This is a genomic window from Kitasatospora sp. NPDC127116 (genome assembly GCF_042677365.1).
Lineage (GTDB): Bacteria > Actinomycetota > Actinomycetes > Streptomycetales > Streptomycetaceae > Kitasatospora > Kitasatospora lactacystinica.
Genome location: NZ_JBHXTL010000074.1, coordinates 27,617 through 50,146 on the forward strand (window position 1 = coordinate 27,617; position 22,530 = coordinate 50,146).

Below are 22,530 nucleotides of genomic sequence, written 5' to 3' on the forward strand. Positions count from 1 at the left end.
TCGACGAATGCAGGTTCAAGTCCTGTCTGTGCCGCTCCGTGGCACGGTAGTTCAAAGGTAGAACGCGTCGATTTCAACCTGATCCGCGACCCTTAAACGTGCCGGTGTGCGCAATTGGGCGGCAAACAGGGGCCCGGGAGCTGGCTACGCTCCCGGGTCCTCTCGCGTTCCCGGGGCGCCGCCCCGGCAGGACCACCCCTACGGCCGGCACACCCCGGCCCGCCGCCGGCGGCGGAGGAGGGCCGCGCGGAGGGCCAGGCGGAGGCGGCCGGTGGTCGGGCGGCCGGCGAGGACGGCCTCGAAGCGGCGGTGATCACGGACCGCACGGAGCACCGCGACATCGTGGGCACCGGGGGCCGGCGGGGCCGGCTCGGCGTGCTGGGCGGCCCGGTAGCTGTCGAAGAGGTGCTGCTGCAGTGCGTTCATGCGCCCACCGTGCACCCCGGCGGCCCCACAAGTCCCGTCGATTGACGGCCCCCGTCAAATGACGGCCCGGCTCCCCCCGCCCGACCCGGCGCCGAGGCGGCCAGGCACCATGGAGGGGTGAGCGTGACCATTGACATCACCGGACTGCCGCACGAGCGGATCACCTTCTGCCCCTCGCCCCTGGCCGAACTGAGCAACGCGCTGCACGCGCTGGCCGAGCCCGCTCACCACTCCCGGCTGCACGCGTGGACGACGACGACCGCCGCCGCGCTCAAGCCGGAACTGGCCGACCGGCTGCTCGAAGCCGACTTCATGTGGCGGTCGACGCGCTCCGACTTCCTGATGCCGGCCCGGCCCCGGGAGACCCTCACCGAGGAACTGGACGACCTCGACCGCATGGAGGACGAGAAGTTCGTCGGCGCGGCGCTGGAGATCTCGTGCAGCATCAGCCACTACCCCAAGGGCCTGCCGTCACCCCTGGTCGACGCGTGGTCGCGGCGCCGCGCGCTCGACCTGGCGGCGGCGCGCGGCCCGCGCCAGGCGGCCTTCGTCGAGCGGATGCTCGCCGAACCCACCGCCACGCGCGCGTGGATCCGGCGCCTCCTGGAGGACTGCGACCAGGCGTTCTTCGCCGACACCTGGCGCCGGGTCCGCGTCCAGCTCGCCGCCGACGCCCAGCACAAGACCGAGCTGCTGCGCCGCAAGGGCCTGGCGGAGGCGCTCACGGCCGCGTCACCGGCGTTGAGCCTGGAGGAGGACGAGCACGGCAGCCGCATCGTCGTCGACAAGCTCGTCCACGGCCGCACCGAGGCCCGCGGCGCCTCCCTCACCCTGATACCGACCGTCTTCGGCTGGCCGCACCTCTTCACCCTGTACGGGCCGGGCTGGCAGCCCGTGATCCAGTACCCGGCGGCCGCCCACGAGGTCGGCGGCGCCGAGCCGGTGGAGACGGTCAAGCTGCGCCTGGACGCGCTGACCCACCCCCTGCGGATGAGCCTGTGCCGCAACCTCGCGCGCGGCGCGTACTCGACCAGCGAGCTGGCCGACGCCTACGGCATCACCGCCCCGGAGGTCTCCCGCCATCTCACCGTGCTGAAGAAGGCCGGGCTGGTCATCACCCGGCGCCGGGGCCGCTACGTCCTCCACCAGCTCGACATCTCGGTCGTGGCCCGGCTCGGCAGCGACTTCCTGGAATCCGTGCTGCGGTGAGGACGGCCGGGCGGCCGGACGCCAGGCGGGGGCGGGGGGCGGGCCGCCGCGACGGGCGGATCGGCCCGGCAGCCCGTACCGCCACCACCCGCCCGCCCGCGCGTCAGGCCCAGGGCTCCCCCGGACGGGGTCCACCGCCGAGGACGAGCAGCGCCTCTCCCGTGGACGGGTCGCCCGGCCGCCGTACGGACCTGCCGTAGGCACTCGCCGCGTTGCCGAGCGCGAGGAGGGCCTCCGCACTCGGCAGCGCGGCCCGGTCGGGACGGAGGCGGTCGGCCGCCAGCCGGGAGAGCCGGGCGATCGTCTCGCACGCGCGGACCGACATGTTGCGAAGGAACTCCGCGACGCGCCGGTCGCCGAGGAGACGGCCCGCGGACTCGCCGGCCCGCTCGGCGAGCGTGTCCCAGACCCGGGAGACGGCGTCACGAACGGTGCGAAGCTGCTGCCACTCGGGGACGGCGCGAAGGGCGAGGGCGTGCCGGTCGACGGCGCGGAGTGCGGCGTTCACCGCCATCGCTCCGCTCCTCGTACCCACGTGCCCCGTCCCGTCGGCGGCCGGCGCTTCCGATGCGTCGGGGAGCGCGGCGACGTGCTGCCAGTGGACCTGGAGCGCCTCCACATCGGCCTCAAGAACCGCTCGCAGATCCCCGGCGGTACTCCGCCCCTCGGGCACGGCCTCCTTCCAGGCCTCCGCCACCTCGTACAGCTGCGCTCTGAGGTCCGGCAGGTCGGCGCCTTCCGCGGCCTGCCGGCCCTCCGTCCGTGTCAGGGGCAACTCCGGTCCCCACAGGGGGAGTTCATCCCCGGCCGGCGTTTCGTCGACGGCTTCGACCGAGCCCTGGACCGCACTGGCGACTGACTCGCTGCGACCCGCTCCAGGACCGGCAGCGGCGTTCTCCGGTGAATTCACTGAGCGCATTCTCCAACTTCCGGACGACGAAGGGTCATGGCTGCCTCTCTGCCCTCGCGCAGGAAGGAGTGTTCGACACGAGCAGCACTCCCGAGGCGCTGAACTCACCTGGTGTAACAGCTCTGTTGAGGGTTGTCGACCGATGCGACCGACGTGTCTCCGACTCCCGGTCCAAACCGCCCGCGGGGGTGTGATTCCGGCTTTTCCAGCCAAGTGGTTGCCGCCGTGACGCTTTACCGACCATATGCCCGGGTGGATCCCGTGACCGTGGGTGATGACCCTACTCGGCTCAGCGGGGATTGCCGGGCACCACCGGGCCCGGAAGGCTGGGAGCCCGGGGGAAGCACCCGGAACACCAGGAGTCTTCACGCATGTCCCCGAAAGCGATCGCCGCCCTCGCCGTGGGCCTCGCCGGCACCATCGCCCTCACCGACGCCGCCGGCCACTACGTGCGGGTCTCCAACCTCGAAGGCAGCCTCTCCGGCGCCAGCACGTTCGTCGTGCGGACCAGCAGTGACCCGGCGGGCGCCCGCATCCCCGTGTACAACATCCCCACCCGGCCCCAGATCAGCCCCGACGTGCAGTCCGTGGTTCCGCCCCGGGTCGACCTCGCGCTCTCCGACATCCGGATGAGCGTCCTGCCCGAGTTCGCCACGGTCATGAACCAGACGTTCGGCGACGGCACCATCCAGCCCGGCGACCAGCTCGGCACCTGCACCGCCGAGACCACCTCCTGAGTTCCCTCGCGCCTGCCGCCGTCCGGACGGTGGGTGGGGTGGGCCGGGCGGCTGTGCGACGGCCCTGATGGACGCGCGGGGCCGAGCCGGGGCGGGCCCGGTAGATTCACTCCCCCACCACCGACCGAGGGAGCACCCGTGCCCGACCGGCCCAGCCTGCTGTACGTGACCGACCTGGCCTACCCGGCCCGCGGGCGGCGGTACGGCGACGAGGACGTCTTCCTCACCTCCCGGCTGCGGGAGTGGTTCGACCTGGCCCTGTGCCACCCGCTGGACGCCCGGGCCCTGATGGGGCGCTTCGACGCGGTCGTGGTGCGCAACAGCGGTCCGGTGCTGCACTACCGGGAGGAGTACGCCCGCTTCCGCGACCGGGCCCTGGCCGACGGCGTGCGGGTCTACAACCCGCTGACCGGGCGGGGCGACATGGCCGGGAAGGGGTACCTGCTGGACCTGACCGAGGCGGGCCGCCCCGTCATCCCCACCGTCGACCGGCCGCAGGACCTCGACCGGCTGCCCGCCGCCGACCGCTACGCGGTCAAGCCCAGGGAGGGCGCGGACAGCATAGGCCTGCGCTTCCTCACCCGCGAGGAGCTGGACGGGCTCGACGCGTGGGGCGAGGTGCTGGTCCAGCCGCGGATCGACTTCCGCTACGAGGTCTCGTTCTACTTCGTGGACGACGCCTTCCAGTACGCCCTCCACGCGCCGGATCCGGCCCGGCGCTGGGTGCTGGAGCCGTACGAGCCGAACGCGGCCGACCTCGCGTTCGCGCGGAGCTTCGTCGACTGGAACACGCTCGCCCACGGGATCCAGCGGGTGGACGCCTGCCGCGCGCCGGACGGGAGCCTGCTCCTGGTCGAGCTGGAGGACCTCAACCCGTACCTGTCCCTCGACCTGGTAGCCGAGGAGGTCCGGGAGGGCTTCGTCGAGGCCCTGGCGGATTCACTGCACCGCTTCCTGGGCTGACCGGCCGGGGCGGAACGACGGACCGCCGCCCCGGGAGGCGTCTCCCGGGGCGGCGGCAGCGCGCGCCGTCAGCAGATCCGCGGCAGCTGCTCGCCCATCGGCAGGTCGACCACCCGGGTGCCACCGAAGCCCGTGCGGGCCACGACCATCCCCGGGTGCTCGTCCACGCACTCGCCGATCACCGCCGCCTCCGCGCCGAGCGGGTGGGCGCGCATGGCGGCGAGCACGGCGTCCGCCGTGCCGCGCGGGACGAAGGCGACGAGCCGGCCCTCGTTGGCGATGTACATCGGGTCCAGGCCCAGCACCGCGCAGGCGTTGGCCACCGGCTCCGGGACGGGGACGGCGGCCTCGCTGAGCACGACGCCCACCCCGGCTGCGGTCGCGATCTCGTTGAGCGCCGCCGCCAGGCCGCCCCGGGTGGGGTCGCGCAGCACGTGCAGGTCGGCGGTGGCCGCGAGCATGGCCTCGACCAGGCCGCCGAGCGCCGCGCTGTCGCTGCGCACGTCGACGCCGAACTCCAGTCCCTCCCGGACGCTCATGATCGCCACGCCGTGCAGCCCGATCGGCCCGCTGACGATCACCACGTCGCCGGGCCGGGCGCGCTGCGGGCGGATGTCGACCCCGGCCGGGACGATCCCGATGCCCGCGGTGTTCAGGTAGACGCCGTCCCCGTGCCCGGCCTCGACCACCTTGGTGTCCCCGGTGGCGATCTCGACCCCGGCGGTGCGGGCGGCGGCACCGATCGCCCTGGCGACCCGGTCCACCACGGCCATCTCCACCCCCTCCTCCAGGATGAAGCCGCAGGACAGGTAGGCGGCCCGGGCCCCGCTCATGGCGAGGTCGTTGACCGTGCCGTTGACGGCGAGGTCGCCGATGCAGCCGCCGGGGAAGAACAGCGGCCGCACCACGTAGGAGTCGGTGGAGAAGGCGAGCCGGGCACCGCCGAGCTCCAGCACGGCGGAGTCGCCGAGCCCGGCGAGCACCGGGCCGCCGAAGGCCGGCGCGAAGAGGTTCTGCACCAGTTCCGCGGACAGCGCCCCGCCGCCGCCGTGGCCCATCACCACCCGGGGGTGGTCGCGCAGCGGCAGCGGGCAGCTCCAGCCGGAGAAGTCGGGCCGCCCGGCGTCCGGTTCGACGGACGGTTCGGCATCCGGTGCGGCGGACGGTTCGGCGGGGGGTCCGGCGAGCGCCTCGGTGAGCAGTTCGGTGTCAGCCAACGCGGCTCGCCTCCTGGGTCTCCTGACGGTCCTGAAGCCGGACGGACGTCGCACCCGGCACACCGAGCCGCCGGTACAGGTAGTACGCCGCGCACGCCCCCTCGCTGGACACCATCGTGGCGCCGAGCGGCGTGCGCGGTGTGCAGACGGTGCCGAAGGCCTCGCACTGGTGGGGCTTCAGCAGGCCCTGCAGCACCTCGCCGCTGCGGCACTCGGCGGGTTCGCGGGTGGTGATCCCCGAGACGTCGAAGCGGTGTTCGGCGTCGTGGTCCCGGTAGCGGGGCGAGAGCCGCCAGCCGCTGCGCGGGATCACCCCGATGCCCCGCCAGGCGCGGTCGGCCACCTCGAAGACGTCCTCCAGCATGGCGCGGGCCGCCGGGTTGCCCTCGGGGCGGACGGCCCGCGGGTAGGCGTTGTCAACGGTGTGCTCCCCGCGCTCCAGCTGCCGTACGGTGCGCCGGATGCCTTCCAGGATGTCCAGGGGTTCGAAGCCGGTGACGACGATCGGCACCCGGTGGCGCTCCGCGAGCGCCGGGTACTCGGCGGTGCCCATCACGCTGCAGACGTGCCCGGCGGCGAGGAAGCCCTGGACCCGGCAGTCCGGCGAGTCCATGATCGCCTCGATCGCGGGGGGCACCCGGACGTGGGAGACCAGCATGCTGAAGTTGCGCAGCCCCTGCTTCCTGGCCAGGTGGACGGCCATGGCGTTCGGCGGGGCGGTGGTCTCGAAGCCGATGCCGAAGAAGACCACCTCCTTGTCCGGGTTCTCCCGGGCGATCCGCAGGGCGTCGAGCGGTGAGTACACGACCCTGACGTCGCCGCCCTCACCGCGCACCCGGAACAGGTCCCGGTCGGTGCCGGGCACCCGCAGCATGTCCCCGAAGGAGCAGAAGACCACCCCCGGCCGGGCGGCGATCGCCAGTGCCCGGTCGATCATCTCCAACGGGGTGACGCACACCGGGCAGCCCGGCCCGTGGATCAACTCGACCTCGTCCGGCAGGAGTTGGTCGATGGCGTGCCGGATGATGCTGTGCGTCTGGCCGCCGCAGACCTCCATCAGCGCCCACGGCCGGGTGACCGTCGCCCTGATGTCGGCGAGCAGCCCGGCCGCCAGCTCGGGGTTGCGGAACTCCTCCAGGTACTTCACCGTCCGGCCTCCTCGGTCATGTCCGCCGCTCCGGCCGCACCCGCCGCCGCCCCGGCGGCCTCCCACGGGTCGCCGAACTCCTCCTGCAACAGCCCGAGCTCCTCGAAGAGGGCGAGGGTGCGCCGGGCCGACTCCTCGTCCAGGCGCTGCAGCGCGAAGCCCACGTGGACGATCGCGTACTCCCCCACCGCCAGGTCGGGCAGGTACTCCAGGCAGACGTCCTTGATCACGCCGCCGAAGTCCATCACCGCCATCCTGGTCCCGTCCCGCTCCCCGATCTCCGTCACCCTGCCGGGCACCGCCAGGCACATCCGCGCTCACTCCTCCCGGGTGGCCGCCGACCGGGCGGCCACCATCAGCTGGCCCAGCGCCAGCCCTCCGTCGTTGGGCGGCACCCGGCGGTGCCGCAGTACGGTGAAGCCGTCCTCCCCGAGCCCGCTCGCGCAGGCGGAGGAGAGCAGCGCATTGGCGAAGACCCCGCCGCTGAGCGCCACGGTGGTGGTGCCGTGCCGTTCCCGGACGGCGGCGCAGATCCGCCGGACCAGCTCGGCCACCGCGCCGTGGAAGCGGGCGGCGACCAGCCCCGCGGGCGCGCCCGCGGTGACGTCGGCCACCACCGCGGCCAGCACCGGCCCGGGGTCGGCGATCCAGCCGTCCGCCCGCGCCGACAGGCCGAACGCGTAGCCGCCCGCCCGCTGCGCCGCCCCGCACACAGGGCCGTCCTCGCGGCCGAACTCGCAGGCCGCCGCCTCCAGTTCGATCGCCGCCTGGGCCTCGTACCCGGCCCGCTGGCAGATCCCGGCGAGCGAGGAGACCGCGTCGAACAGCCGGCCCATGCTGGAGGTCGGCGCACAGTTCAGCCCCCGCTCCAACTGGCGCTCCAGCAGCCGTAGTTCCTCGCCCTCGCAGGCCCGGACCGGCGGCAGCTGCGGCAGCCGGGGCAGCCCGGCCGCGCGCAGGTGGGCGAGCGCCGTCCGGTAGGGGCGCTCGACGGCCGCGTCCCCGCCGGGCAGCGGCACGTACCGGAGGTGGGCGAGACGGCGGAACCCGTCGTAGTCCGCCAGCAGCACCTCGCCGCCCCAGATCGCGCCGTCCTCGCCGTAGCCGGTGCCGTCGAAGGCCACCCCGAGCACCGGCCGGCCACCGTCCAGGCCGTGTTCGGCCATCACCGCGGCGATGTGGGCGTGGTGGTGCTGGACCCGGTGCACCGGCCGGCCGGCGGCGGTCCGCTCGGCGTGCCGCAGCGAGCGGTAGCCGGGGTGGCGGTCGGCGGCCAGCAGTTCCGGCCGTACGCCGCTGACCGTGCCGAGCTGCTCGACCGCCCGCTCGAAGGCCCGCAGGGTGGCCAGGTCGTCCATGTCGCCGATGTGGCCGGACAGCCAGGCGTAGCCGTCCCGGGCCAGCGCGAAGGTGTTCTTGAGGTCGCCGCCGACGGCCAGGACGGGGCGGACGGGCACCGGCAGCGGGATCGGGAGCGGCGCGTACCCGCGCGAACGGCGCAGCGGCAGCTGTTCGCCGTCCACCACCCGCACCACGGAGTCCTCGCAGGGGACGTGGATCGGCCGGTCGTGGGTGAGCCAGCCGTCGACCAGTGGGGCGAGGCGCTCCAGCGCCTCCCGGTCCTCGGTGACGATCGGCTCGCCGGAGCGGTTGGCGCTGGTCATCACCAGCAGGTCCGGCCCGGGGGCGGCGAGCAGCAGGTGGTGCAGCGGCGTGTACGGGAGCATCACCCCGAGGTCGGGGCTGCCCGGGGCCACCGCCTCGGGCACCGGCAGGCCCGTGCGGCGGAGCAGGACGATCGGCCGCACGGGCCCGGTGAGCAGCTCCCGCTCGACCGGGTCGACGGGCAGCAGGCGTTCGACGGTGGCGAGGTCGCGGGCCATCACGGCGAAGGGCTTGTCGCCGCGCCGCTTGCGCCGGCGCAGCAGGGCGACGGCCGCGGTGTCGCGCGCGTCGCAGGCGAGGTGGTAGCCGCCGATGCCCTTGACGGCGAGGATCGCGCCCTCGGCGAGCAGCCGTCGGGCCTCCGTGAGGGCCTGTTCCCCGGCGAGTCCGGGGCGTCCGGGGCGTCCGGGCACGGTCAGCGCGAGTGCGGGCCCGCAGGCGTGGCAGGCGACGGGCTGGGCGTGGAAGCGGCGGTCGGCGGGGTCGGTGTACTCCCGGGCGCAGTCCGGGCACATCGGGAAGCCGGCCATGGTGGTGTTGGCCCGGTCGTACGGGAGGCCGGTGACGATGGTGTGCCGGGGGCCGCAGTTGGTGCAGCTGATGAAGGGGTGCCGGTGGCGGCGGTCGGCCGGGTCGGCGAGTTCGGCCAGGCAGTCGGCGCAGACGGCGGTGTCGGGCGGGATCAGGGTGGTGCGGGGGCCGTCGGGGCTGGACGGGACGATGCGGAAGCCGGTGGCGCCGGTGGTGGCGAGCGGCGCGTGTTCCACCGAGTGCACCTGGGCGAGCGGCGGCGCGTCGCCGGCCACGCGCCGGCAGAAGGCGTCCAGGGCGTCCGGGCTGCCCTCGACCTCGGCCAGGACGCCCTCGCCGGTGTTGGTGACGGTGCCGGCCAGGCCGAGTTCACCGGCCAGCGTGTGGACGAACGGGCGGAAGCCGACCCCCTGCACCAGGCCGCGGACGGCGACCCGCCGCCGCTCGCGGTCGAGCCCGGGGTGACCGGCCGTCACGCGCGCTCCCCCACGGCGGAGCGGCCGTGGTGGTGCCCGTGGTCGTGTTCGTGCCCGTCGTCGTGCGCGTGCCCGTTCCCGCGCTCATCCCCGTCGTCGTGCGCGTGCCCGTCGTCGTGCGCGTGCCCGTCGCCGTGCGCGTGCCCGTGGTCGTGCGGCGCCGCCGACATCACCGGCCGGTGCGGCTCGGCTCCCTCCAGCACGGCCAGCGCCCGGTCCAGCAGCGCCCCGACGCCCTCGCCCGTCCGGGCGGAGGTGTTCAGCACCGTCACCCCGGGGTTGACCCGCTGGACGTTGGCCAGGAACGCCGCCTCGTCGAACTCGGCCGCCGCGGCGAGGTCCGTCTTGGTCACCAGCACCAGGTTGGCCAGCCCGAAGGCCGTCGGGTACTTGAGCGGCTTGTCCTCCCCCTCGGTCACCGAGGCCAGCACCACCCTCAGCGTCTCGCCGAGGTCGTAGGAGGCCGGGCAGACCAGGTTGCCGACGTTCTCCACGAACAGCAGCCGGCACTCGGCCGGCAGCCAGCCGTCCAGGTGCCCGGCGAGCATCCGCGCCTCCAGGTGGCAGAGCCCGTCGGTGAGCACCTGCTTCACCGGGGCGCCCGAGCGGGCCAGCCGGCGGGCGTCGTTCTCGGTGGCGAGGTCGGCGGTCAGCGCGGCGACCTCCACCCCGCGCCGCCGGGCCAGCCCCAGCTCGGCCTCCAGCAGCGCGGTCTTTCCGCTGCCCGGGCTGGACAGCAGGTTCACCGCGACCGTCCCCCGCGCCTCCAGCGCCTCCCGCAGCCGGCGGGCGCTGTCGTCGTTGCGGGCGAGGACCGCCTGACGGAGGTCGACCGTGCGGCACATCGGCATCAGCCTTTCTGTTCGGCCCGGACGTCCCGGACCTCGGCCCCGACGTCCCGGGCTTCGGCCCACTGGACATCGAGGATCTGCAGTTCACGGCCGGACAGAAGCTCGACGCCACCACCGCCGGAGCAGCTCGGGCAGCCGAGGTCCGGCGGCATGCCGACCGCCCACTCGACCGCGCAGGGGGTGCAGCGGGCCCGGGCCGCGACGGATTCGGTGTCCAGCACGGCGCCCGCCACCAGCGTTCCGGTGCAGGCGAGTTCGAAGCAGAAGTCGAGGGCCTCGGGCACCACGCCGGCCAGCTCCCCGACCCGCAGGCGCACCCGCGCCACCCCGGGGGCCCCGTGTTCGCGCGCGGCCGTGTCCACCTGCTCGACGACGGCTTCGGCGATCGACATCTCGTGCATGGGTCCCTTCCCGGAGCGGGCGGCAACGCGCCCCATTACAGGGCGCGGTGGCGGCGTCGGCCCGCAGCCGCGCCGCCACCGCACGCGGGGCTGCGCCGTTCGCAGCAATCCGCTCCCCACCTCGGATCACCTCCGGTCACATCGGCTCACACGGCTCGCACGGCTCACATCCGGGAGATGTGCAGGTACCGCTTGATGTCCGGCAGGCTCTGCCAGACCAGTGCGCCGATGCCCGCCAGCAGGGCGACGCAGAACAGTTTCCTCAGCATGGTGTTGTCTCCTTCTCCGGCTGCGCGGCCTCGTCCACGACCCGCAGGACCACTCGGACCGCCTCCTCCACGGCGGCGGCGACGGGCTCGCTCAGCCCGATGCCCTCCTCCAGCGACGCCGGCTCGCAGCCGACCACCAGCACCCGTTCCGGCGGCTCGCCGCCGGTGCCGGCGGCGAGCGTGGCCAGCAGCGCCAGTACGGCGTCCGGCCCCATCCGGTGCCCGTCCAGGACCGGCGCCTCCAGCGCCTCTCCGGTGTCCGCCTCGATCAGGTAGACGGTGCCGGGCGCCCCGCCCCGGCAGGTGGCGTCCACCAGGACGGCGGTGCGGTGGCCGTCGAGCAGCCGGTAGGCGAGGTCCACGCCGCGCACGCCGACGTCGGCCAGCTCGACGCCGGCCGGCAGCGGGTGGGCGGACAGCCGCCGGACGGTCTCGACGCCGAAGCCGTCGTCGCCGAGGAAGATGTTGCCCACCCCGGCGACCAGCACCGTCGAGCCCGCCGTCACGATCCCTCCAGCGGTGTGACCTCGTCGGGCTGGAAGTAGCGGAACCGCCCCTGGGCCCGCCACAGGTCGGCGCCCGGGTCGTCCTCCACGGTGACGGCCAGGTGCACCGAGCCGTCGAGGTCGTGCAGCACGGCCTCCACGACGCCGGTCCGCCCGTCCAGGAAGAGGTCCTGGGCGTCGGTGCGCCGCCGGCCGGGCCGCAGCAGGACCCGGCTGCCGGCGCCGACCTCGTGGCCGTCGACCAGCACCCGGTCCCGCTCGGGGTCGACCGCCGGGTCGTCGCCCGGATCCCACCAGGGCTGTTCGCCGCCGTCGACGGCGCCGCCGCCGGTGACCTCGCGCAGCCCGCGGATGGCCCCGTGCAGCCGCTCCAGCACCTCGGGGGGCATGGACTCGGCCAGGTCGATCACCGCGCCGGCCCGCTCGTCGGTGCCGCGGGCCTCCCGCTTCTCCTCCTCGGTCAGGGCGGCCGTCCGCAGCGCCAGGATCTCGTCGATCTCGGTGGCGTCGTACAGCGTGCCGAGGCTCTCCGGGGCGATCCGCGGGTGGTCCTCCAGGATGATCGGCGAGGACAGCACCACCGAGCGGTCGCCGTCCGGCCCGGCCAGCACCGGCCAGGTGCGCTCGTTGCGGCACCGCTCGACGGCCGGGCGGGCCCACTCGGGCGGGTCGGTGACGGACAGGAAGCGTCCGTGCTCCAGCCCGAGCAGCAGGTGCGCGGAGACCAGCGAGTGCGGCAGGGCCTGGTCGCGGGTGGCCCCCCGCGGCGGCCTCCAGGGGGAGGTGTTCTCCACCTCCACGGTCAGCCGCTGCGCCCGGTACGGGCCGGGCAGTTCCTCGGCCCGCAGCCAGACCAGGCCGTCGACCTGTTCGCGCCGTCGCACCACCCGGCCGACGACGGCGCCGTCCTCGTGCACCAGACCGGTCTCGCCGACGCCCGGCAGCCGGAACGGCCGCTGCACCCCTTCGCCGTCCACCTCCTCGACCGGGACCAGGAGTTCGACCCTTTCCTCGGCGCCCTCGTCCCACTCGACGAGGTCCCGGTCGGCCAGCTCCAGGCGCTCCACCGACTCGAAGCCGGCGGCGGTGGCCCGTTCGACGGTGCGCCGCTGGACCCGCAGGAAGCGCAGCTCGACCGCCAGCAGGTCCCCGCCGCGCGCCTCCATCACGCACTCGGTGCGCTGGTGGGAGTGCTCGCCGCCGACCGCGGTGTACTCGGGCGGCACCAGGACGCCGAACTGCCAGCGCAGCCGGTTCTTGGCCGCCGAGGCGCGGTACGGGTAGAGCACGTAGCCTTCCAGCAGCACCGCGTCGGCGACCTGCCGGGCGGCCGCGAAGCCGCGCTCGATCCGCTCCGGGAAGCCGCTCACCGGACCGTCCCCCCGATCGCGGCCGCCGCGAGCAGCTCGCGCACCGTCGCCTCCCAGGAGGGCAGGGCCCGCCGGGAGCGGTAGGCCAGCAGCTCGTCCATGACGTCCTCCGGCAGCCGCAGCCAGCCGCTGCCGGGGAAGTGCCGGTCGATCGCCTCCTGCCAGACCCGCACCGGCATCCGCACCCGGGCCTCCCGGTCCCAGGGCACCGGGCTGACCTGGAAGCCGCCGGGGCCGGAGAAGGCGGTGCCGGAGAAGAGCAGCAGCAGCGGCACCTCGCCGCCGTCCAGCGCCCGGAAGTAGCGGGCCGAGGCGACCTCCTGGTCGTAGGTGCAGGGCACCGAGAGGTCGATCTCCGTGCCGCCGGTGAAGCCGGGCACCAGGAGCGGCACGGTGGCGAACTGGACCGGGTTGAGCGTGGTGGCCCAGCGCTGCCGCTCGCCGAACAGGTCGGTCAGCCGCTCGCCCTCGGTGTCGCCGTACGGCCGGCGGCCCGGTTCGATCCGCAGCTGGCACTGGAGGGCGAGGGCGTGCACCCGGGTGTCGGCCGGGGCCGTGATGCGCAGCCGGAACACCAGGGTCGGCCCGGCCGCGTACGGGTCGGACCGCACGCCGGTGCAGGCGAAGGCGAGGGCCGTCACGCCGTCACCTCCGCGGGCAGCGGGCGGGCCCGGTCGGCCAGCCGCGCGAAGAACGCGTCGAGTTCGGCCCGTGCCTCGGCGCCGCCGTCGAAGCCGTGCCAGCACCGCCGCAGCCGGCCGACCAGCTCGTAGCAGACGTCGATCGGCACCAGGAGGCACGTCACGCGTTCCTCGGTGCGGCGCAGCAGCAGCGCCTCCACGTCCGGTTCCAGGGCGTCGGCCAGCCGGCTGCCGCCGAGGGCGCGCTGCCAGGTCGCCTCGTCCAGCTCGCTCTCGGTGGCGCCGGCCGGGCCGGGGTAGAAGGCGAGCAACTGGTCCATCACCGTGTTGCGGAACAGGAAGGCGGTGCCGACCGGGATGCCCAGAACCGACCAGGCCTGCTGGTCCAACTCGTGGGCCGGGTCGGCGAGGTAGCGGTCCGGCACGGTGCGGTAGCGGCCGCCGGCCGCGCCCGGCTGCTGGAACAGCAGGCCGCAGGCGGTGCAGGCGCACGCCAGGGCGCGCTCCTCGACGTCCACCAGGTGGCGGTGGCCGGCGGGCAGGTCCCGGCCGCAGAACGCGCACTGCTCGGGGCGCGGCGGGGCCGGTTCGCGCAGCCGGTGCAGCAGGGCGGTCCCGTCGCGGGAGATCCGGCGGGTGTTCATCGGGCCTCCGCGGGCTGCGGCGGGCGGGTGCCGATCTGGAGCAGTTGCGGGGCGCGCTCCAGTTCCACGGCGGTCACCTCGGGCGCGTGGCAGGCGAGCACGGCCTCCACGTCCTGTTCGCCGCAGCCGCAGCCGGTGGCCGTGCGGCGCAGCCGCAGGACGCCGGTGGCCGGGTCGAAGCCGGCCACCTCGACCCGCTCGGACAGGGCGGCCAGCGCCCGGTCGATCCGGGCGGGGAGGTCCTCGGGGTGCAGGTCGTGCAGGAGCAGCACCCCGGCGACGGCCGGGTCGTCCAGCATCCGGTCCAGCGCGGGCGGGGGCAGCGCCGGGACCATCCTGGCCAGGCCCTGGCCGTAGAACTCCATGAGTTCCCGGACCAGTTGCTCGCCCGCCTGCTCGGCGCCGCTGCCGGCCAGGGCGTCCAGGGCCTCGTGGATCCGCTGCCCGGTCCGCTCGGCCGTCATGCGGTGAGCCCGCTCAGGCCGGTGGGCACGTGCATGGTCTGCACGGTGCGCCCGCCGCCGACGTACATGTGCACGCCGCAGGGCAGACAGGGGTCGAAGCTGCGCACCGCGCGCATGATGTCGATGCCCTTGAAGGTGTCCGGGGGGTTCTCCTCGAAGATCGGGGTGTTCTGCACCGCGTCCTCGTACGGGCCGGGCGTGCCGTAGCTGTCCCGGACGCTGGCGTTCCACGGGGTGGGCGGGTACGGGTGGTAGTTGGCGATCTTGCCGTCGCGGATCACCATGTGGTGCGAGAGCACGCCGCGCACGGCCTCGGTGAAGCCGCAGCCGATCGACTCGTCCGGCACCTCGAAGCGCTCCCAGGTCTGGCTGCGCCCGGCGCGGACCTCGTCGAGCGCCTTCTCGGCGAAGTGCAGGGCGGCGGCGGCCGCGTACGCCTGGAAGTAGGTGCGGGCGCGGTTGCGCTCGATGGCGTTGCTCCACTGCGGGATCTTCCACTCGAAGGTGACCTCGGGCTTGGTCATCGAGCGGGGCAGGTTGATCTGCACGCTGTGGCCGGTGGCCTTGATGTAGCCGATGTCGACCAGCCCGGACAGGGCGGTGGACCACAGCCGGGCGATCGGGCCGCCGCCGGTGTCGAGGGCGAGGTGGTCCTTGCCGTCGAACCAGCGCGGGGACATCACCCAGCTGTACTTGTCGTCGAAGTTCCGCTTCTGCGGGGCGGGGATGGTGTGCTGGTTCCACGGGTGGCGGGGGTCGACGGGGTTGCCCAGCGGGTCGTGGGTGACGAACAGGTCCTTGCCCTGCCAGTCCTCGTAGTAGGAGCTGCCGAGCAGGATGCGGATGCCCAGGTTGATCTGCGTCAGGTCGTTGGTGACGAGCTTGCCGTCCACCACGACGCCGGGGGTGACGAACATCCGCCGGCCCCAGTCCGTCATGTTGCGGTAGGTGAAGTCGCAGTGGTCCGGGTCGTTGAGGCTGCCCCAGCAGCCGAGCAGGACCCGGCGCCGGCCGACCTCCTCGTAGCCGGGCAGGGCCTGGTAGAAGAAGTCGAAGAGGTCGTCGTGCAGCGGCACGACCTTCTTCATGAACTCGACGTAGCGCATCAGCCGGGTCAGGTAGTCGGTGAACAGCTGCACCGTGGCGACGGTGCCGACGCCGCCCGGGTAGAGCGTGGAGGGGTGCACGTGGCGGCCCTCCATCAGGCAGAACATCTCCCGGGTGTAGCGGCTGACCTGGAGCGCCTCGCGGTAGAACTCGCCCTCGATGGGGTTGAGCGAGCGCATGATGTCGGCGATCGTCCGGTAGCCGTGGTCGCCGGCGTGCGGGGCCTCGGTGCGCTCGGCCTGCTCCAGGACGCCGGGGTTGGTCTCGCGGACCATCTTCTCGCAGTAGTCGACCCCGACCAGGTTCTCCTGGAAGATGTTGTGGTCGAACATGTACTCGGCGGCCTCACCGAGGTTGATGATCCACTCGCCCAGGTGCGGGGGCTTCACCCCGTACGCCATGTTCTGCGTGTAGACGGAACAGGTGGCGTGGTTGTCGCCGCAGATCCCGCAGATCCGGCTGGTGATGAAGTGGGCGTCGCGCGGGTCCTTGCCGCGCATGAAGACGCTGTAGCCGCGGAAGACCGAGGAGGTGCTGTAGCACTCCGCGACCCGCTTCTGCTTGAAGTCGATCTTCGTGTGGATGCCCAGGCTGCCCACGATGCGGGTGATCGGGTCCCAGGACATCTCGGTCAGGCCGCTGCCGTCGCCGGCCGCCCTGGTGGTCGGTGTTGCCATCGTTGCTGTCGTGTCCTTGTCTCTGGGAGCGGGCCCCGGCGAGCGGGCGGGGGGGGGTCGTCGAACGGGCGGGGGCCGTCGGCGGCCGCACACCGGACGGTGTGCGGCCCTGCGGCGGTCACCAGGGCGGGCGGTAGCCCGTGGTCAGGTGGCGGCCGGAGTGACGCCACTTCGGTTCCTTGTCCAGGGTGTTGAGCGTGATCGCGCGCAGCCGCCGGATCAGCGCGCCGTACGCGCTGCTGGCGTTGGTGGAGACCCGTGAGCCGGGCGGCGGGTCCATGAAGGGCATGAACTTGTCCGGGAAGCCCGGCATGGTGCAGGCGATGCAGATGCCGCCCACGTTCGGGCAGCCGCCGATGCCGTTGGTCCAGCCGCGCTTGGCGACGTTGCACTTCACGACCGGGCCCCAGCAGCCGAGCCGCACCAGGCACTCGGGCGTGCCGTAGTCGGTGGCGAACTGCCCCTGCTCGTAGTAGCCGCCGCGGTCGCAGCCCTCGTGCACGGTGGCTCCGAACAGCCAGGCGGGCCGCAGCTTGTCGTCCAGCGGGATCATCGGCGCGGAGCCGGCCAGCTGGTACAGCAGGTAGGTGAGCGTCTCGGCGAAGTTGTCGGGCTGGATCGGGCAGCCCGGCACGCAGACGATGGGCAGTCCGGCCTTGGACTTCCAGTCCCAGCCGAGGTAGTCCGGCACGCCCATGGCGCCGGTCGGGTTGCCGGCCATCGCGTGGATGCCGCCGTACGTGGCGCAGGTGCCGATCGCCACCACGGCGGTCGCCTTCGGGGCGAGTCGGTCCAGCCACTCGCTGGTGGTGATGGGCTGACCGGTGGCGGGGTCGTCGCCGAAGCCGCACCAGTAGCCCTCCTTCTTGATCTTCTCGTTGGGGATGGACCCCTCGACGACCAGCACGAACGGCTCGATCTCGCCGCGGTCGGCCTTGAAGAACCACTCGACGAAGTTGTCCGCGCCCTGGACCGGGCCGCACTCGAAGTCGATCAGCGGCCAGTGCACCGCGACCTTGGGCAGGCCGGGCAGTGCGCCGGTGACGATCTCCTCGATGCTGGGCTGCATCGCGGCGGTCAGCGAGACGGAGTCGCCGTCGCAGCTGAGGCCCGCGTTGATCCAGAGAATGTGCACCACGTCGGTGTCGGTGGTTGCAGCTGTTGCAGTCGTTGCAGCTGTTGCAGCACCCATGAGGATGCCTCCTCGGGGATGGGAGCCTGAGGGAATGGCTCGAAGCCAGTCATAGCAACGGTCCGGGCCGGGCGCCGGTCCGCGCGGCGCGCGCCGGGGCCCGGGGAGGCAAGCCGGGCGGGGCCGTTCGGGTCACGGTCGCGCCGCGGGCCCCGTCGGCACCGGGCGCTTGTGGACGAACGCGGAACGCAGCGCGTGATACGGCGATTCGGGTGTGAAGAACTGCCGGTGCATGACCGCGAGCTCCTCCTCCCGGTAGGCGTCGAGCGGTTTCGTCCGCTCGTCGGCCTCGCGCGCGGCCTTCTTCGCCGCGATCCGCTGGTGGGCGGTGGGCGAGGCGGCGAGCAGCCCGGCCAGGTGGGCCGTGGACGGCCCGAACTCCTCCGGCCCGCAGGCGAGCACCCGGTCGACCAGGCCGATCCGCTCGGCGGTGGCCGCGGAGACGGGCAGCGCCTGGCGGGTCAGCCGCTCGGCCGCCGCCGCGCCGAGGCGGCGCGGGAGGCTGTACGTCCAGTACTCCGACCCGTACAGCCCCATCAGCCGGTAGTGCGGGTTGAGGACGGAGCCGGCGCGGCACCACACCTCGTCCGCCGCCAGCGCCAGCATCACCCCGCCGGCCGCCGCGTTGCCCCCGACGGCGGCGACCACCAGCCGGTCGGTGGTGGTGAGCACCGCGTCGACCAGTTCGTCCATCGCGGTGATGTTGTCCCAGGACTCGACGGCCGGGTCCGCCGCGGCCTCGATCACGTTGAGGTGGATGCCGTTGGAGAAGAAGTCCCGGCCGCCGCCGAGCACCAGCACCGAGGTCGGGCGGGCGACGGCGAAGCGGTAGGCCGCCAGCAGGCGGCGGCAGTGGCCGGTGGACATCGCGCCGCCCGGGAAGGAGAAGCGCAGGAAGCCCACCGGGCCGTCCTCCCGGTAGCGGACGTCCGACCAGACGGGGCCGTCCTGCTCGCCCGGCATCAGGGGCGCCGCCAGCTCCGGCAGGGCGGGGAGCAGGCCGCCGAGCGCCGTCACGGCGGGGAGCTTGACGCCCGCGGGGCCGCCGGGGGTGCGGCGGCGCAGTTCGGGGATCCACACGGCACCGTCCGTGGTGGCCCGGCACAGGGCCCCGGCCCGGGTGGCGAGCAGGTCGCCCGGGCAGCCGCGCAGCACCGGTTCGCGGTGCCCGCCGTGCAGGTACCAGGTGCCGCCGCACAGTTCGTCGAGCACTCCGGGCCGGGAGTCCGCGGCGCGGAGCCTGCGCAGCACCGCCTCGGTGCTGTCGGCCGCCCAGTCGATCCGGCGCTCCTCCTGGCGCAGGACGGGCCGGGTGCGCACGGCGCCGCTCCAGCCGGGGCCGGACTGCGGCTGCGGCGCGTACGTGCCCGAGGCGACGCGCTCCACGGCGAGCAGCGCGGCCGCCACCGCCGCGTCGGCGACCTCGTTGCGGTAGAGGTCGCTCTTGCCGTACTCCGGCAGCCGGCAGGGCGCCGAGGCCCAGACCGGCCCGGCGTCCATCTCCGCCTCGGCCTGGAGCACGGTGACGGCCCATTCGGTGCGGCCGTCCTGGATCGCCCGGTCGAGGGAGGAGGGGCCGCGGTCGCCCGGCGGGCCGGGGTGGACGATCAGGCAGGTGAGCTGCGACCAGAGCTCCCGCGGGATCGCGGTGCGCAGCATCGGGGCGAGCACCAGGTCGGGCTTGAGTCGGCGCACCGCGTCGAGCAACTCCTCTTCGTCACCGGCCAGTTGGAGGTCCACGGTGTGACGCCGGTCGCGCAGTTCGGCGTGCAGCCGCTGGCTGAGGCTGTTGAACGCGCTGGCGAGGAGAAGAATCCGCATGTCCGCCTCCGACGGGGGGTGCTCCGGGAACCCGGTGATCATCGCTTCCGCCCTCGCGGCCCCCCGCCGCGTCCGGCATGTCGCGCCGCGCGTTCACCCGAGCGGCCGGAGCCGGGCGACGGCGCCGAGCGGGTAGCATGTAAGCTATGAATCCAGTGAGTGACCCTTACGAGCTTCGTCCCGGCGTGCCCGCCGTCGAGGTCTTCCGCCGCCTGCGCACCGACGCCGGCCTCTCCGACAAGGCCCCCGAGGCGGTCGCGCTCGCCCTCCCCAACACCTGGTACGGCGTGGTCCTCCACCACGAGGGCGAGCCCGTCGGGATGGGGCGGATCATCGGCGACGGCGGCACCGCGTTCCAGATCACCGACATCTGCGTCCACCCCGCACACCAGGGCCACGGCCTCGGCAAGCGCATCATGGCGGCCCTCACCGAGGAACTGGAGCGCCGGGCCCCCGCCACCGCGTACGTCTCGCTGATCGCGGACGGGCCCGCGCGCTTCCTCTACGAGAAGTTCGGCTTCGCGGACACCGCCACCCACGACTCGATCGGCATGTACCGGCTGATGGGCGGCCGCTGACGGCCCCTCGGCCGGTTCGACGGCCCGAGCCCGGCGGCCGACGGGGTGTGTCCCCGGTCGGCCGCCGGGCGGGGGGTCACAGCGGCAGGACCTGCCAGTCGCCGAAGGCGGCGGCCGTCGTGCCCGTGCGGAAGCGGACGCGGCCGTCCGTACCGATGGCGAACACGTGGAGCACCCCGCCGCCGTCGACGATCGCGGTCGGGAAGTCGAGGACGGTGCCGCCGAGGTCCTGCCAGCTGTCGTAGCCGGAGTTCGGGGCGGTCTGCGCGGTGGTGCTCACCCCGCCGCCGCCGTTGCGCTCGAACAGCACGACCCGTCCGCCGAGGGTGGCCGCGGCCGGCTCGCCCACTCCCCCGTGCCCGCCGAGGGAGGCCGGTGTCCGGCTCCACGAACCGCCACCGGGCCGGGTCTGGTAGCTGACCAGCATCGCGCCGGTGCCCGCCTCCCGGTAGGCGAGTTCGATGCGGCCGTCCTGGTCGAGCGCGGCCTTGGGCGGGCTCGCCGGCCGGGCGTCCGGGATCGGGGCCGGGCCGTTGAGGATTCCGTTCGGGGCGCTCTGCCACCAGCCGAGGATGCCGGTGCGGGTGGCGGCGAACACCTCGATCGCCCCGGCGCCGTTGCGGATCGCGGTGACCGGGTCCTGGAGGTCGGTGCCGCCCAGGTCCGCCCAGTCGCGCGTCCACACGCCGCCCGGGGTGGTCTGCCAGATGCTGCTGAGGCCGCCGCCGCCGTTCTTGACGAAGATCTCCAGCCGCCCGTCCTGGGAGTTGGCGACCACGGGCACGCCGACCTGGGCCTCGTTGCCGAGCCCGGTGTTGGGGCTGCCGTGGTCGGCCCAGGAGTTCCACCACCAGCCGTTGGGCGTGCCCTGCGGCAGCGAGACGATGTGGTGGTCGGTGAGGCGGCGGGCGAAGACCTCCAGCCGACCGTCGGCGTTGGTGCCGACCGCGATGCCCGGCGCCAGCCGCCCGCCCGGGTCGGCCATCCGCACCGGACCGCCCCAGCTGCCGTCCGCCTGGCGCCAGTACGTGACGAGGGCGCCGGCCCGGACGACGAAGACCTGCGGCCGGCCGTCCTGGTTCAGCCCGGCCCAGGAGGTGCCCCGCGACCAGCGGTAGTACATCCGGGAGAACCAGTCGGCGGAGTAGTTCGGCGAGTGGTCGTGGCTCGCGTACTCGGAGACGAACACGCCCTTGGCGCCGGTCGTCGCCGGGTCGAGGTTCACCGGGGAGTCGCTGATGTTGTAGTCCCGGTAGTTCACCTGGATCAGCGAGCCGCCGTACAGCCGGGCCGCCTCGCCGGCGAACTTCGCGGCGGTGACGTGGTCCGCGTGGTCGCCCGAGTAGCGGCTGTCCGGCAGTTCGTCCTGGGCCCGGAGCACCGTCGGCCGGTACGTCACCATCACCTGCCGCAGCACCTCGACGACGTCCGCGGCCGTGTAGGTCGACGGCCCGGACAGCTTGCTGCCGACCGGGACGACCGTGGTGTCGGTGCCACCGGCCAGGACGCCGGCGAGCCCGCCGTCGTGCAGGTTGAGGAAGATCAGGTGCACCGGCCGGCCCTTGAGGACGTACCGTTCGACCTGCTTGCCCGCGACCGTCCACGCCTCGGCCGTCCAGTGCCCGACCTCGTCGGTCCCCGGGTCGGTGTCGCCGACCCCGGTCATCCGGGAGTAGGCGTTGACGGCGCCCATCTGCCGGTTCCAGGTGCGCAGCGGATCGCCGTCGGCGTCCCAGCAGGCCGTGGCGCACGGGTCGCCGGTGATGTTCCCCGCGGTGACGAACACCGTGACGGACGGCGTGCCGTTGGCGAGCGCGTTGGACAGGTCCGGGTTCATGAACAGGATGTCGTCGTCCTCGTGCGCGACGACCTGCAGGAACAGCGGCCCGTCGCCGGCGGCCGCCGGTGTGCCCGCGGCCGCGCCCGTGCCCTCGGCCGCGACCGCGCGGGTCGCGCTCCCCCTGGCCAGGACGGGTGCGGCGAGGGCGGTGAGCGCGACGGAGGCGAGTAGTTGCCGTCGTCCGATTGCCATGCGATTCCCCCCACTTCGAGACCGGCATGTGATCACGCCACGAGGAGGCTAACCCATGATCGGACGGACGGCGCCATCAGCCGCATTCCGCGCATTTGCCCCGGGGGAAAGATGATTGACGGACCGTCAGTCCGACGCGGGGGACGGGTTGCCGAGCAGGTCGGCGACCAGGCGGCGGGCGTAGTCGGGGCCGAGGCCGGCGGGGCGGAACAGGATCCGGTACATCAGGGGGGCGACGAGGCGGTCCATGGCGGCCTCGACCCCGGGGGCCTCCTCGCCGCGCGCACGGGCGCGGGCGAGGACCAGGGCGAGCTGCTCGGCGGCGTAGGCCGAGCACTGGCCGGCGTTGCCGCCGTCCGGGTCGCCGAGGAGGGCGTCGCGGACGTAGGCGCGGCCGGAGGCGGAGGCCATCTCGTCGAGGAACTGCTCGGCCCAGGCGGTGAGGTCGGCGCGCAGGCCGCCGCGGTCCGCGGGCTCGGTGTCGGGGCGCAGCCGCTCCACCGCGACGTCGGACAGCAGCTCGGCCAGGTCGCCCCAGCGGCGGTACACCGTGGACGGGGTGACACCGGCCCGCTGGGCGACCATCGGCACGGTGAGCGCCTCGCGGCCCACCTCCGCGAGCAGCTCGCGCACCGCGGTGTGCACCGCCTCCTGGACCCGGGCGCTGCGCCCGCCCGGGCGGACCATCTGCCGAGG

At 74.0% G+C, this 22,530-nt stretch carries 23 protein-coding genes; 4 read left to right on the forward strand and 19 right to left on the reverse strand.

All coding sequences use genetic code 11. The features are described from left to right. Positions 1–198 precede the first annotated feature (198 nt). Positions 199–426, reverse strand: a complete 228-nt coding sequence (locus ACFVHV_RS26920; protein ID WP_359908212.1) for a hypothetical protein — start codon at positions 424–426, stop codon at positions 199–201. A gap of 117 nt (positions 427–543) precedes the next feature. On the opposite strand from ACFVHV_RS26920, the gene ACFVHV_RS26925 reads away from it, so the two are divergent. Beyond that, positions 544–1,635, forward strand: a complete 1,092-nt coding sequence (locus ACFVHV_RS26925) for a DUF5937 family protein (protein ID WP_359908215.1) — start codon at positions 544–546, stop codon at positions 1,633–1,635. 103 nt (positions 1,636–1,738) lie between these two features. Here ACFVHV_RS26925 and ACFVHV_RS26930 read toward each other — a convergent pair whose 3' ends face one another. Then, complete coding sequence (locus ACFVHV_RS26930; RefSeq protein WP_380354162.1) at positions 1,739–2,410, reverse strand: hypothetical protein; 672 nt, start codon at positions 2,408–2,410, stop codon at positions 1,739–1,741. Between the two features lie 506 nt (positions 2,411–2,916). Here ACFVHV_RS26930 and ACFVHV_RS26935 point away from each other — a divergent pair. Beyond that, positions 2,917–3,282, forward strand: a complete 366-nt coding sequence (locus ACFVHV_RS26935) for a hypothetical protein (RefSeq protein WP_380354164.1) — start codon at positions 2,917–2,919, stop codon at positions 3,280–3,282. A gap of 138 nt (positions 3,283–3,420) precedes the next feature. Then, positions 3,421–4,245, forward strand: a complete 825-nt coding sequence (locus ACFVHV_RS26940; protein WP_380354167.1) for a hypothetical protein — start codon at positions 3,421–3,423, stop codon at positions 4,243–4,245. 68 nt (positions 4,246–4,313) lie between these two features. Here the strand turns inward: ACFVHV_RS26940 and hypE are convergent, their stop codons facing one another. From hypE to ACFVHV_RS27015, 15 genes are all read right to left on the reverse strand, one after another. Further along, complete coding sequence (gene hypE, locus ACFVHV_RS26945; RefSeq protein ID WP_359908271.1) at positions 4,314–5,333, reverse strand: hydrogenase expression/formation protein HypE; 1,020 nt, start codon at positions 5,331–5,333, stop codon at positions 4,314–4,316. 121 nt (positions 5,334–5,454) lie between these two features. Next, positions 5,455–6,609 carry a hydrogenase formation protein HypD gene (gene hypD / locus ACFVHV_RS26950; RefSeq protein WP_359908226.1) on the reverse strand — a complete coding sequence of 385 codons (1,155 nt, stop codon included), beginning with the start codon at positions 6,607–6,609 and terminating at the stop codon, positions 5,455–5,457. Next, the gene (locus tag ACFVHV_RS26955) at positions 6,606–6,920 is read right to left on the reverse strand and encodes a HypC/HybG/HupF family hydrogenase formation chaperone (protein ID WP_359908229.1); all 315 of its coding nucleotides are present in this window, start codon (positions 6,918–6,920) and stop codon (positions 6,606–6,608) included. The genes hypD and ACFVHV_RS26955 overlap by 4 nt, the downstream gene beginning before the upstream one ends. Positions 6,921–6,926: 6 nt before the next feature. Then, complete coding sequence (gene hypF, locus ACFVHV_RS26960) at positions 6,927–9,281, reverse strand: carbamoyltransferase HypF (RefSeq protein ID WP_380354171.1); 2,355 nt, start codon at positions 9,279–9,281, stop codon at positions 6,927–6,929. Beyond that, positions 9,278–10,126 (reverse strand): hydrogenase nickel incorporation protein HypB, encoded by an 849-nt coding sequence (gene hypB / locus ACFVHV_RS26965; protein ID WP_380354174.1) that lies wholly within the window; start codon positions 10,124–10,126, stop codon positions 9,278–9,280. The genes hypF and hypB overlap by 4 nt, the downstream gene beginning before the upstream one ends. 5 nt (positions 10,127–10,131) lie before the next feature. Continuing rightward, complete coding sequence (locus ACFVHV_RS26970) at positions 10,132–10,533, reverse strand: hydrogenase maturation nickel metallochaperone HypA (protein WP_359908238.1); 402 nt, start codon at positions 10,531–10,533, stop codon at positions 10,132–10,134. Between the two features lie 164 nt (positions 10,534–10,697). Then, a complete protein-coding gene (locus ACFVHV_RS26975; RefSeq protein WP_380354177.1) occupies positions 10,698–10,802 on the reverse strand; it encodes a DUF6893 family small protein in 105 nt (34 codons plus the stop codon). Next, the gene (locus tag ACFVHV_RS26980; protein WP_380354180.1) at positions 10,796–11,308 is read right to left on the reverse strand and encodes a hydrogenase maturation protease; all 513 of its coding nucleotides are present in this window, start codon (positions 11,306–11,308) and stop codon (positions 10,796–10,798) included. Before ACFVHV_RS26980 ends, ACFVHV_RS26975 begins: the two co-directional genes overlap by 7 nt. Further along, complete coding sequence (locus ACFVHV_RS26985; RefSeq protein WP_380354182.1) at positions 11,305–12,678, reverse strand: hypothetical protein; 1,374 nt, start codon at positions 12,676–12,678, stop codon at positions 11,305–11,307. Before ACFVHV_RS26985 ends, ACFVHV_RS26980 begins: the two co-directional genes overlap by 4 nt. Then, on the reverse strand, positions 12,675–13,319 hold the full coding sequence (locus tag ACFVHV_RS26990) for a DUF6084 family protein (RefSeq protein ID WP_359908247.1): 645 nt from the start codon (positions 13,317–13,319) through the stop codon (positions 12,675–12,677). Before ACFVHV_RS26990 ends, ACFVHV_RS26985 begins: the two co-directional genes overlap by 4 nt. Continuing rightward, on the reverse strand, positions 13,316–13,963 hold the full coding sequence (locus ACFVHV_RS26995; RefSeq protein ID WP_359908250.1) for a DUF5947 family protein: 648 nt from the start codon (positions 13,961–13,963) through the stop codon (positions 13,316–13,318). Before ACFVHV_RS26995 ends, ACFVHV_RS26990 begins: the two co-directional genes overlap by 4 nt. Next, positions 13,960–14,427 carry a thioredoxin gene (locus ACFVHV_RS27000; protein ID WP_359908253.1) on the reverse strand — a complete coding sequence of 156 codons (468 nt, stop codon included), beginning with the start codon at positions 14,425–14,427 and terminating at the stop codon, positions 13,960–13,962. The genes ACFVHV_RS26995 and ACFVHV_RS27000 overlap by 4 nt, the downstream gene beginning before the upstream one ends. Continuing rightward, complete coding sequence (locus tag ACFVHV_RS27005; RefSeq protein WP_359908256.1) at positions 14,424–16,211, reverse strand: nickel-dependent hydrogenase large subunit; 1,788 nt, start codon at positions 16,209–16,211, stop codon at positions 14,424–14,426. The genes ACFVHV_RS27000 and ACFVHV_RS27005 overlap by 4 nt, the downstream gene beginning before the upstream one ends. A gap of 118 nt (positions 16,212–16,329) precedes the next feature. Continuing rightward, positions 16,330–17,403, reverse strand: coding sequence for a hydrogenase expression protein HypE (locus ACFVHV_RS27010; RefSeq protein ID WP_359908258.1), 1,074 nt, complete (start codon positions 17,401–17,403; stop codon positions 16,330–16,332). A 132-nt stretch (positions 17,404–17,535) separates the two neighbouring features. Next, entirely contained in the window at positions 17,536–19,224 is a 1,689-nt protein-coding gene (locus ACFVHV_RS27015) for an enoyl-CoA hydratase-related protein (RefSeq protein ID WP_380354187.1), read from the reverse strand. A 146-nt stretch (positions 19,225–19,370) separates the two neighbouring features. On the opposite strand from ACFVHV_RS27015, the gene ACFVHV_RS27020 reads away from it, so the two are divergent. Continuing rightward, a complete protein-coding gene (locus tag ACFVHV_RS27020; RefSeq protein ID WP_359908263.1) occupies positions 19,371–19,802 on the forward strand; it encodes a GNAT family N-acetyltransferase in 432 nt (143 codons plus the stop codon). A 76-nt stretch (positions 19,803–19,878) separates the two neighbouring features. Here ACFVHV_RS27020 and ACFVHV_RS27025 read toward each other — a convergent pair whose 3' ends face one another. Next, positions 19,879–21,834: a PIG-L family deacetylase gene (locus ACFVHV_RS27025; RefSeq protein ID WP_380354190.1), complete on the reverse strand. Its 1,956-nt coding sequence runs from the start codon at positions 21,832–21,834 to the stop codon at positions 19,879–19,881. 126 nt (positions 21,835–21,960) lie between these two features. Beyond that, positions 21,961–22,530: TetR/AcrR family transcriptional regulator (locus tag ACFVHV_RS27030; protein WP_380354193.1), on the reverse strand; the 570-nt coding region annotated here is incomplete at its 5' end.